This is a genomic window from Plantactinospora alkalitolerans (genome assembly GCF_015690345.1).
Classification (GTDB): Bacteria; Actinomycetota; Actinomycetes; order Mycobacteriales; family Micromonosporaceae; genus Plantactinospora; species Plantactinospora alkalitolerans.
Genome location: NZ_JADPUN010000329.1, coordinates 1 through 9725 on the forward strand (window position 1 = coordinate 1; position 9725 = coordinate 9725).

The window sequence follows — 9725 nt, forward strand, 5'->3', positions numbered from 1 at the left end:
CCCGGGGCGGGCGGGCGGACGCGGACCGGTCGACGCAGGTAGCGGCCCGGACGGCGCGTTATCCGGGCCACAACCGCCGCGTCAGGTCCGTGGCCGATAGTCTCGCGACATGCCGGACCACGCAGCGACCCCAGCTAACCCCTCAACGTCGACGACCGGACGTCGGGCGGCGAAAGCCGTCATCCCGGCGGCCGGACTGGCCACGCGGTTCCTGCCCGCCACCAAGGTGGTGCCGAAGGAGCTGCTGCCCGTGGTCGACCGCCCCGTCCTGCAGTACATCGTCGAGGAGGCCGCGCAGGCCGGCATCGGTGACGTGCTGCTGATCACCGGTCGGGGCAAGACCGCGATGGTCGACCACTTCGACCGCCGTCCCGACCTCGAGGCGCGGTTGGAGGAGAAGGGCGATCCGGAGTTGCTGGCCGCCGTGCGTCGGCCGGGTGAGCTGGCCCAGATCTACACCTGCCGCCAACCCGAGCAGCTCGGCCTGGGCCACGCCGTCGGGTACGCCGAGACGCACGTGGGGGACCAGCCGTTCGCGGTGCTGCTGGGCGACGAGTTCGTGAACCTCTCCGAACCGCTGCTGCCGGCCATGCTCGACCTCCAGGCCCGGACCGGAGGAATCGTGCTCGCCTTCTTCGAGGTGCCGCCGGAGGAGACCAAGCGGTACGGCATCGCCTCGGTGGCCCCGGCCGACCCGGAGCTGTCCGACCTCGGCGAGGTGGTCGAGGTGACCGGCCTGGTGGAGAAGCCGAAGCCGGAGGACGCCCCGAGCAACCTGGCGGTCCTCGGCCGGTACGTGCTGCCGAGCGGGATCTTCGAGGCGATCCAGCGGACCGGTCGGGGCAGCGGTGGTGAGATCCAGCTGACCGACGCCATGAGTCTGATGTTGAAGGAGGGCACGCCGGTGCACGCGATCGTCTACCGCGGCACCCGTTACGACACCGGCATGCCCCTGGGCTACCTCCAGACGGTGGTGCAACTGGCCTGTGAACGCGATGATCTTGGAGCGGAGTTCCGGCAGTGGCTGGGCGAGTTCGTCGCCTCCGACGCCGGCCGCCGGACATGACGGCCTGTGGTGAGGTGACGGTGTGACAGCGACGGCCGGTGCCGAGGCGGCCGCGAACGAGCTGACGCCGCTCGCCGACTACCTGGGCAGCGTGCTGCGCAGGCTGCGGGCGCTTCCACCGCTCGACCTCGACCTCACCCAGGCGTACGGGAACGTGCTCGCCGAGGACGTCGTCGCGCCACACTCGTACCCGGCCTTCGACCAGGCTGCCATCGACGGCTATGCGGCCCGCTGGGAGGACATCTCGGGCGCGGGACGTGCCGCCGCCGGTGGAGGCGGCGGCTACGGCCCGAGCCGGTTGGGTGACCCTCGGCCGGTACGCCTGAACGTGGTCGGCGACCTCGGGGCGGCGAGCTGGCGCCCGGTACGGCTGACGCCGGGCGCCTGCTTCTCGGTGGCGGCCGGTTCACCGCTGCCGATCGCCGCCGACGTGGTGGTACCGGTGGAGTGGACCGACCAGGGCATGGCGGCGGTGGAGATCTTCCGGACCCCGAAACGCGGCTACGGGCTGCGCCGGGCCGGCGAGGAGCTTCCCGCCGGTACGCTGCTGGCCCGGTCCGGCTCGTACATCTCCCCAGCCCTGGTCGCGGTCTTCGCGGCGACCGGCATCGGACACGTGGTGGTCCGACCCAGTCCCCGGGTGGTGATCGTGGCGACCGGCGACGAGCTGGTCGACGTCGGCCGGGCCAGCCAGCCGGGCCAGGTGGTGGACGTCAACTCGCACGCACTCACCGCCGCGGCGGCCGAGGTGGGCGCGCTGGCGTACCGGGTCGGGATCTGTGACGACGATCCGGAGGGGTTGCGCGGGTTGCTGGAGGACCAGACGCTGCGCGCCGACCTGATCATCACCACCGGTGGCACCGGCGCCGGCCCCGGCGACATGATCCGGCGGGTGCTGTCCCGCCGGGACGGTGGCCGGGCCAGCCCGGTGACCTTCATGGAGGTCGCCCTCTATCCCGGAAGTGCCCTCGGATTCGGTACGGTCGGAGCCGAGGAGGTACCGGTGGTCTGTCTACCCGGTGAGCCCGGCGCGGCACTGATCGGCTTCGAGGTATTGGCCCGTCCGGCCATCCAGCTGTTGGCCGGCGCCGAGCCGGTGTTCCGACCCAGCGTCCGGGCACACCTGCTGGAGACGGTCTCCTCGCCGGTCGGGCTGCGCGAGTTCCGGCCGGCGCACGTGGCCGAGCGGCGCGGCGGCGGCTACACCGTGCAGCCGCTGCGCGGTGGGCCGTACACGCTCTCCGGGCTCGCCGAGGCCAACGGACTGGTGGTGCTCGGCGAGCGGGTGACCAGCGCGGCGGCCGGTTCCACCGTGGACGTACTGCTGTTGGACCGGCGCCGGTGACGCCCGACCGGTCGTCGCCGAGGGGGCAACCGGCACCGGCGCGCGAACGGGGACGACGGCCGTGAACTTCACCATCGCGCCGGGCTGGCCGGTCGTACTCCAGGACGGACCGGTGCTGCTGCGGCCGTACCGGCGGTCGGACGCGGCCACCTGGTCCGAGGTGCGCCGCGCCAACCAGGCCTGGCTGGCGCCCTGGGAGCCGTCCCCGCCGGGTCGTTGGCACGAACTGAACTCCCCGGCCGCGTTCCGGTTCGTGCACCGCGACCAGCGCCGACAGGCACGCCACGGCGAGAGCATGCCGTTCGCGGTGTGCCTGGTCGAGGCCGGTGGCGCCGAACGGCTGGTCGGGCACCTCAATCTGGGCAACATCGTGCGCCGGGCCTTCTGTTCGGCGTACGTCGGGTACTGGGTGGACGGTCGGGTGGCCGGACGCGGCGTCATCCCCACGGCGATGGCGCTCGCCGTCGACCACGGTTTCGGCCCGGGTGGGCTGCACCGGATCGAGGTCAACATCCGTCCGGAGAACGGGCCGTCCCGGCGGGTCGTCGAGAAGCTCGGGTTCCGCGAGGAGGCGTACCACCCGCGCTACATGCACATCGACGGAGCCTGGCGTGATCACATCGGCTACGCCATGACCAGCGAGGATGTCGCGGGTGAGGGTGGACTGCTGGCGCGGTGGCACCGCCTCCGTGCCACCGCTTCGTGATCCCACCGGTCGCTGCTTGTGGATCTTACCGACCGCTGGTCGGCCGGCGCGCCGCACGATTTTCCTGGTGTGCCCCCGTAACCTGAAGTAACTGGAACGTGCGGCAACGTCGGACGAACCCGCATGATCTCCGCGAGCCGTGATCCGTGATCGCATCGTCGGGGGACTGCGGTCCGGTCGGTTGCCCGACGTGGGTGACGGGAGGGATGAGGGTGCCGGCCTCGGTGCTCCTCGCCGTCCTCGCCGCAGCCGGTCTGCTCGCCCTCGCGCCGGCACTGGTCCGCCGGTACGACGCCACCGAGCGGCTGGCGGCGGAGCGGGCGCAGTCGACGGCGCGGGTGCTCCAACGCCGTCGGCGCCGTCGCAGTGTCCCGGGACGACGGCCGATGAATCCGTCTCGTTCCCGGATCGTCACCCTCCGTGCTGAGGTGCCGCCCGCCGGGTCGCCCGCCGCGGACCCGGCCGGCGAGGATTCACCGGTTTCCGGGCCACCCGCGTCCCCCCGGCGGTCCCGCCGGCTGCGCGCCGTTCCCCGGAACGCGGGACGGGCCCGGCGGCGGCGTCCACCGGCCCGGCACACCCCGGCGGTGTACCGGCGACGTCGGGTCTTCGCCGCGCTGCTGCTGCTCAACCTCGTCGAGCTGATCGGGGTGGTGGTGGTCAGTCCGGGCTTCTGGATCAGTTTCTCGGTCACCGGCTCGCTGCTCGGCGCGTACCTCGTACACCTGCGGGGTCGGGCGATCGCCGACCGCCGCCGGAGGCGCGCGGAGGCCCGGGAGGCGGCGTGGCTGGCCGCCCGTCAGGCGGAGGTACGCCGGGCACAGGCCCGCCGGGCGCAGGCCCGCCGGGAGGTGCAGCGCCGCCTCGCGGCCCAGCGCGAGCTGGTACGTCGAGCCGCGCTGGGAATGAACCGGAACGCCGACCTGCCACCGGCGGCCAGTGGTGGTGGCCGGGCGGCGGCCTCGGTCTCCTACCGCCGGACCGGCGGGCTACGCGGGCGCCCGTACGAGGCCGGTCGGGGCCCGACCGCCGGGCAGTGAGTGCCGCTCCCGGTCGGATCGCCGTGCGCCTCGTGTGGGGGTGGATTCGCGACCGGGGCGGCCGACCTGTTAGCCTTGGCGCCGGCTCGGCTCGCCAACTCTGTTGGCGGGCGGACGTTCGCGAGTCGGCAAGGGGCTGTGGCGCAGACTGGTAGCGCACCTCGTTCGCATCGAGGGGGTCAGGGGTTCAAATCCCCTCAGCTCCACCAGAAACACCGCTGACCAGCGGAAATGCTGGCAGCAAGATCGACGGGACCGGATCTGGCCCGGATCGACGCGAATCTTCAATCTCCGGGATGACCTGGCGCTTGGCGCTCGCGTCGCGCGGCGCGGTGCTGATGCTGTCAGGACCCGCGTGACACATTCGACTAGACGATCTTCCTCGGGTTGGCGATCTAGGGTGAGGTCGATGAAGCTGGCCGAGATTCGTAGTTATCCGATCAAGTCACTGCTCGGTGAGCAGCTCACAACGGCCGAGGTCGACCAGCGAGGACTGGTTGGTGACCGCCTGTGGGCCGTGCGTGACACGGACGGAAAGCTGGGCAGCGGGAAGAACACCCGTCGCTTCCGGCGGATGCCCGGCCTGTTCACGCTCCGCGGACACTCCGGTGATCCGGTGCCGGTCGTCGAACTGCCGGACGGAAGCCGCTTCGCCGCGGACGATCTCGCGGGGCAGAAGACTGTCAGCGAGGTGCTCGGCCGTCGCGTGACGATCGAGCGCGAAGCGGAGGTCATGCACCATGACGAGGGCCCGGTAAGTCTCATCACCACCGCCGCCCTACGGCGACTCCATGACCTGTTGGGGGAGCCGGTCGACCCGGTGCGGTTCCGGGCGAACCTGCTCGTCGACGTACCGGGCAGCGACTTTCTGGAAGATGGCTGGCTCGGGCGAGCCGTCGGCATCGGTTCCGAGGTGGTGTTGCGACCACGCCGGAGACTTACCCGGTGCGTCATGATCGATCTTGCGCAGGAGGACGCTCCGCAGCATGGACAGCTCCTGCGGACCGTTGCCGAGCACCACGACATGGCGTTCGGCGTGTGGGCGACAGTCGAACGCCCTGGTCGTATCCGGCTAGACGACGCGGTCGAGGTCACCTCGGCCTGAGACCCCACCACGCCCCGGACGGCGGGCAGCGAGCTGGGATTCGAGCCCGTCGAAGATCGCCTGGAGGCCGAACTCGAAGCTGTTGTCGGGCGCCGCACCGTAGTCGGTGGCTGCTGCGGCTTCGAGGCGGGCGCGGAGCCGTGGGAACCGCATCGCGGTCTCGCTCGCCTGGGCCACGGTGTCGCGGATCCGTTCCTCGGCATCGCCGCCGTCGCGGCCGAGCCGCCTCTTCAGCGAGGCGTTGGCGGACTCGCCCAGGGCATTGCCGAGGACGAACATGAAGACGGTGGCTGCCGCCTGGTCCGCCTCGGCGCCGACGAACCCGGCCGCTTCGTAGACCGCGAGGGTGTGGTCGTCGTGACGCGCCTTTCCGGAGCCGTGGAACAGGTGCGAAGCCAGCGCCTGCACCAGCCACGGGTGTCGGGTGAACATCGCGTACAGGTCGGTGGCCATCGACGTGGCCGCGCTCCGCCAGTCGACCGTCTGGAGGTCGGGTAGTTCGATCTCGTCCCAGACCTGGTCGCCGGCGAGCGTGACGAGGTTGTCCTTGCTCTTGACGTGCCAGTAGACCGCTGTCGCGGCGGAGTCGAGTCGCCTGCCCAGGCTGCGCATGTTCAGGCCTTCCAGACCATCGGCGTCGAGGAGCTCGATGGCGGTCTGGACGATTTGCTCCCGGGTCAGGGTGTCGCGCGGCATGGCCCCACGATAGGGCACACGGCCTGACTTGCACAAAGTTCAAGGAGCCACTTGTACATTGTTCAAGTGTTGCCCTAGGCTTCGACTTGAACAAAGTGCAAGTCACTTCACTCCACTGCCGGGAGAGCCCCATGTTGATCTTTGCCGCAATCCTGCAACTGTTCGTCGCCCTGGCCTTCGTGAGCATCCCGCTGGTGCGCCACCGCTACGGAACCAGCGCGAAGGTCAACGCCGAGGCCGAGCTGACCCGGCAGGGGGTCCCCGGCACCGTTCTGAAGGACAACAATCTGAGCTTCGACGCGAGCGGCCACGAAACCGCCGCTCCCGTCGGCGTCGCCGTCGTGATGGTGATCCTGGCCGGGCTCAACCTGTCCGGCAGTCACTGGGGTCAGGTGCTGACCTGGATCTTCCAGTCGGTCGTCCTGATCGGCAACGGGCTCATCCTGCACAGCCAACTGACCGCCGTGAAGGCAGTGAAGGCCGCCTTCGCCCGCAACGGCGACCCGATGCTCGCCCGCATCGACGTGCCAGCTCTGCTCAAGGCGGCCGAGAGCGGCTTTCCCTCCTGGGTGCCCGTACTACAGAACGCCCGACACACCGTGGTGTTCGCCGCTTCGGCCCTTGCGCTGGCCGTAACCGTCATCGCCTGAGCAGACCCCGAGAGTTCGCTGGACCGGCCGGCCGGACGGATTGCTGGCCGGCCGTCGAACCATGTGGACGTCGATCGGGTCCTGATCCTCCACGGTGAATCCGTGGCGTTCGTACAGCCGCCGGGCGGGGCTGCCCTGTAGGACATTCAGGCGGACGAGCACACCGGTGGCGTCGGTTCGGTCCAGTAGTGTCCGCAGGACAGCCGAACCGAGCCCTCGGCCCTGGAGATCCGGGGCGAGGTAGAAATGCTCCAGCCATCGCCCGTCCTCGGCCGGCCGGAGCGTGACGCAGCCGGCGAAGGCGCCATCGGCCACGATGACCGACGTGTGCTGCGGTGAGAAGGAGTCCCGCAGCCGCTGCCGGACCCGGTGCTCGTCGAACCGCCCCAACCGCTCCAGGTCCGGGCGCATCACCGTCGCCCGCAGCTCCGCGAGCACCTCGATGTCGGTCGCCTCCGCAGACCGCAGCGCCCACTGCGCCACACGGCCCGATCCGCTGCCGGACACCACCTGGCCTGGCCGGATCCCATCCAGCTCCGTACCCGTATCCACGGCTGGAGTATCTCAGGGGCCTGCGGTCACCAGGCGGAGAGAAAGATCATTCGTCCATCGCCCCGGTGCGCCGTCGTGCTGACCGCCTGATCCTCCGTTGTGCGGTGAGAGGCCGCCATAACATGAGGGCATGGAGACGGTGACGGTGCGCTTCGTCGGCGGGCCCGCTGACGGCACCGCAGGGGAGTTGCCGGCCGCTCCCGGCGGTCGGCCGCCCCAGCGGTGGGTTCTGAGCACCAGGGACGACGCGTTCGACGTGCCCGGCGCGGACCACCTGTACGAGCTGAGGCCCGAGCAGACCTCCGACGGCATCTGGACGCTGACCTTCGTACGCACCGACCCGGTCGGCATGACGGAGTAACCGCTCGTCTCGGTGGTCAGGGTCCGAGTTGGCGGGCACGCTGGTGCTCCAGGTCCCCCTCGAACTCCTGCTCGGCGGCGCACCACCCGGGTGAGTGCGTCGGCCAGCTTCCCGAGCAAAGAAGCCTCCCCGCCGCAGCGGTATCGGACCACGGCGATGGATCGCGGATCGCGTAGTCCTCGGCCGCGCGGCGGGGAGGGAAGCGGCGGGGGGCCCGGCCTTGGTGCCTACGCAAGGGGGAGCCCCCGTGCCTCGCCGGCAAACTTAGATTGCCAAGCAATCCAAGTCAACGTTGCTTACCGAGTTTGCTTGTAAAGCCAGGTCAGCCCATGATCAGATAAGGGTGCCTACGCAAGGAGCACCTGGTATGCCTGAACCTGCTGTGCCCGTGTACCGCAGAATCATGCGCGAGATCGAAATTAAGATCGAAAAGGCTGAACTGCGTCCGGGTGACCAACTACCGTCCATAAGTCAGCTGACCGAACAGTACAAGTGCTCTGCCCCGACGGTCAGGCAGGCACTCGCGCGGTTACAGGAGCGTGGCGTGCTGCAAGGCCATCAAGGTCGAGGCGTTTACGTAACTCCGGCCCCTGACTAAAGAGCGTTTGGGCCTGGCGGCCGGTTCGGGTAATGGTGTCATAACCGGCCGTCCAGGCCAACCCCGCCTTAACCGATTTGCCGGTACGCAGTGGTCAGTGCTTCCGCGCCGTGGAGCCTCGCAACGCCTTCTCCACGATGCCGGCGTACCCGACGTGCCCGGCCGTATTCGGGTGGTACGACTCGCCGATCGGGTTGGAGGTGCCGTTGAGCCACTCGACGTCGTCGCAGACGGCGTGGCCGGTGAACGGGCCGCGTGCGTCGACGAAGGTGAACCCGTGCGCGGCGGCCCGGGCCTTGATCGTCGTCGCCAGCAGGTCCGCGGTGGCGTTCAGTTCGGTCTGCTCGCCGGGGGAGATCCGAGCGATGATGTTGCACTCCTCGCCGTTGAACAGTCGGGGATAGCCGACCACCGCCACCCGGGCGTTCGGCGCGAGGGTACGGATCCGGGAGTAGAGCTGGTCCAGCCGGCCCGGCAGGGTGTTGCGGATCTGGTTCTCCGCATTGTCGATCTGGGACCAGCAGTTGGTGGGCCAGGGCAGCGCGCACTGCACGATCACCGACGACCAGCCGATGTCGTTGCCGCCGGCGGTGACCGTGACGTAGCTGGTCGCGGCGTTGAGGCTGCCCAGTTGCCCGTTGAGTACTCCCGCGACGGTCGCGCCTGAGCAGGCCGGGAAGGTGAGGGTGGCGCCGAGCCGGGCGGCGTCGAGGACCGGGTACGCGTGCCGGGACCGCTGGCAGGAGCCGCTGTCGGGGTAGTACTCCCGGGTTCCGGTGCCGGAGGCGTACGAGTCGCCGAGCGCGGTGTAGGTGGTGGCGGCGGCCTGGGCGGGCAGGGCGCCCACCCCGATCGTGACCGCGGTGAACAGGGGCACGGCGATGGCGGCTAACAGCGGAACCGGACGACGACGCAGCGACATGGTGGCCTCCTGACATCGGTGGTGGTTGATGTCAGGTTGGCAGATACCTACGTCCCATGGAAGTAGCCGTGTAGATTTCTTTCCATGCTGGATGCCGTTCGGGCCGCAGGTCGTGCGCTGTGCGGTTCGACCTCCGCCGTGTCGTCCGGACCCTCCGGCGGTTCAGCTTCGCCGGGAGTCGGTGGACCCCTGGATGGACACCACACCGGATCGGACAGAACTCTCCTCCGAGTTGCGAGGAAAGCTCCCGTAGGTGCCTGGGGTGAGAGCCTGCGGGAAACGTGGGAAGAGAACACCGGCACCAATGGCGGCGGCTCAACGCCCGTTCTGCGGCGTCCAACGGGTAAATGGGTCAGCGCTAACGGCAACGAAGTTACAACCATGCCGACGATTGCCCCGCCGGAGCGGACGAAATGTGAGCCGAAATGGCGCGGCGCGCCGTTTTGGGACCCCGGCGCCGACGATCGCGTGGGTAGCTGATGCCCGTCCGGGCAGTGTGTCCGATCTGCCCCTTCTGGTAGGCGGTGCGTCGGTCGGGAATCTGACCTAACGTCACCCGTTGTGTCGCTGATCCAGGGTGGTTAAGCTCCTTGGTGCGCGCCCCAATCGCCCGCTTCCCCCGTGGCAGGCGATCGGGGCGCGCACCTATGTCCGGCCCCTCGGCGCCGCCCTTCCGCCCCCGGC

Annotated in this window: 11 protein-coding genes and 1 tRNA gene; 9 read left to right on the forward strand and 3 right to left on the reverse strand. The window is 69.8% G+C overall.

Translation table 11 applies throughout. The features are described 5' to 3' along the window. Positions 1-109: 109 nt before the first annotated feature. The 6 genes from I0C86_RS35520 to I0C86_RS35545 all read left to right on the forward strand — a co-directional run bounded on the left by I0C86_RS35520 (position 110) and on the right by I0C86_RS35545 (position 5262). Positions 110-1066, forward strand: a complete 957-nt coding sequence (locus I0C86_RS35520) for a UTP--glucose-1-phosphate uridylyltransferase (RefSeq protein WP_196205689.1) — start codon at positions 110-112, stop codon at positions 1064-1066. A 22-nt stretch (positions 1067-1088) separates the two neighbouring features. After that, complete coding sequence (locus tag I0C86_RS35525; protein ID WP_196205690.1) at positions 1089-2411, forward strand: molybdopterin molybdotransferase MoeA; 1323 nt, start codon at positions 1089-1091, stop codon at positions 2409-2411. Positions 2412-2472: 61 nt separating this feature from the next. Then, positions 2473-3117, forward strand: a complete 645-nt coding sequence (locus I0C86_RS35530; protein ID WP_196205691.1) for a GNAT family N-acetyltransferase — start codon at positions 2473-2475, stop codon at positions 3115-3117. 206 nt (positions 3118-3323) lie between these two features. Beyond that, a complete protein-coding gene (gene sepX / locus I0C86_RS35535) occupies positions 3324-4157 on the forward strand; it encodes a divisome protein SepX/GlpR (protein WP_196205692.1) in 834 nt (277 codons plus the stop codon). Between the two features lie 132 nt (positions 4158-4289). Beyond that, a tRNA-Ala gene (locus tag I0C86_RS35540) sits at positions 4290-4366 on the forward strand. A 200-nt stretch (positions 4367-4566) separates the two neighbouring features. Beyond that, entirely contained in the window at positions 4567-5262 is a 696-nt protein-coding gene (locus I0C86_RS35545; protein ID WP_196205693.1) for an MOSC domain-containing protein, read from the forward strand. Here the strand turns inward: I0C86_RS35545 and I0C86_RS35550 are convergent. Then, positions 5230-5958, reverse strand: a complete 729-nt coding sequence (locus I0C86_RS35550) for a TetR/AcrR family transcriptional regulator (RefSeq protein WP_196205694.1) — start codon at positions 5956-5958, stop codon at positions 5230-5232. The two genes, I0C86_RS35545 and I0C86_RS35550, sit on opposite strands and share 33 nt — an antisense overlap. 131 nt (positions 5959-6089) lie before the next feature. On the opposite strand from I0C86_RS35550, the gene I0C86_RS35555 reads away from it, so the two are divergent. Then, a complete protein-coding gene (locus tag I0C86_RS35555) occupies positions 6090-6608 on the forward strand; it encodes a hypothetical protein (protein ID WP_196205695.1) in 519 nt (172 codons plus the stop codon). On the opposite strand, the gene I0C86_RS35560 is transcribed toward I0C86_RS35555, so the two are convergent. After that, positions 6537-7160: a GNAT family N-acetyltransferase gene (locus I0C86_RS35560; protein ID WP_323374044.1), complete on the reverse strand. Its 624-nt coding sequence runs from the start codon at positions 7158-7160 to the stop codon at positions 6537-6539. The genes I0C86_RS35555 and I0C86_RS35560 overlap by 72 nt on opposite strands. A gap of 130 nt (positions 7161-7290) precedes the next feature. Here I0C86_RS35560 and I0C86_RS35565 point away from each other — a divergent pair, with 130 nt between their 5' ends. Both I0C86_RS35565 and I0C86_RS45625 read left to right on the forward strand, forming a co-directional pair. Beyond that, the gene (locus tag I0C86_RS35565) at positions 7291-7521 is read left to right on the forward strand and encodes a hypothetical protein (protein ID WP_196205696.1); all 231 of its coding nucleotides are present in this window, start codon (positions 7291-7293) and stop codon (positions 7519-7521) included. A gap of 403 nt (positions 7522-7924) precedes the next feature. After that, the gene (locus I0C86_RS45625; RefSeq protein ID WP_196205697.1) at positions 7925-8119 is read left to right on the forward strand and encodes a GntR family transcriptional regulator; all 195 of its coding nucleotides are present in this window, start codon (positions 7925-7927) and stop codon (positions 8117-8119) included. 94 nt (positions 8120-8213) lie between these two features. On the opposite strand, the gene I0C86_RS35575 is transcribed toward I0C86_RS45625, so the two are convergent. Continuing rightward, on the reverse strand, positions 8214-9041 hold the full coding sequence (locus I0C86_RS35575; RefSeq protein WP_196205698.1) for an SGNH/GDSL hydrolase family protein: 828 nt from the start codon (positions 9039-9041) through the stop codon (positions 8214-8216). Between the last annotated feature and the right edge of the window lie 684 nt (positions 9042-9725).

Coding starts and splice junctions, on each gene's coding strand:
- sepX (WP_196205692.1), top strand. CDS start 3,324: ATGAGGGTGCCGGCCTCGGTGCTCCTCGCCGTCCTCGCCGCAGCCGGT.
- I0C86_RS35545 (WP_196205693.1), top strand. CDS start 4,567: ATGAAGCTGGCCGAGATTCGTAGTTATCCGATCAAGTCACTGCTCGGT.
- I0C86_RS35555 (WP_196205695.1), top strand. CDS start 6,090: ATGTTGATCTTTGCCGCAATCCTGCAACTGTTCGTCGCCCTGGCCTTC.
- I0C86_RS35550 (WP_196205694.1), bottom strand. CDS start 5,958: ATGCCGCGCGACACCCTGACCCGGGAGCAAATCGTCCAGACCGCCATC.
- I0C86_RS35520 (WP_196205689.1), top strand. CDS start 110: ATGCCGGACCACGCAGCGACCCCAGCTAACCCCTCAACGTCGACGACC.
- I0C86_RS45625 (WP_196205697.1), top strand. CDS start 7,925: ATGCGCGAGATCGAAATTAAGATCGAAAAGGCTGAACTGCGTCCGGGT.
- I0C86_RS35575 (WP_196205698.1), bottom strand. CDS start 9,041: ATGTCGCTGCGTCGTCGTCCGGTTCCGCTGTTAGCCGCCATCGCCGTG.
- I0C86_RS35565 (WP_196205696.1), top strand. CDS start 7,291: ATGGAGACGGTGACGGTGCGCTTCGTCGGCGGGCCCGCTGACGGCACC.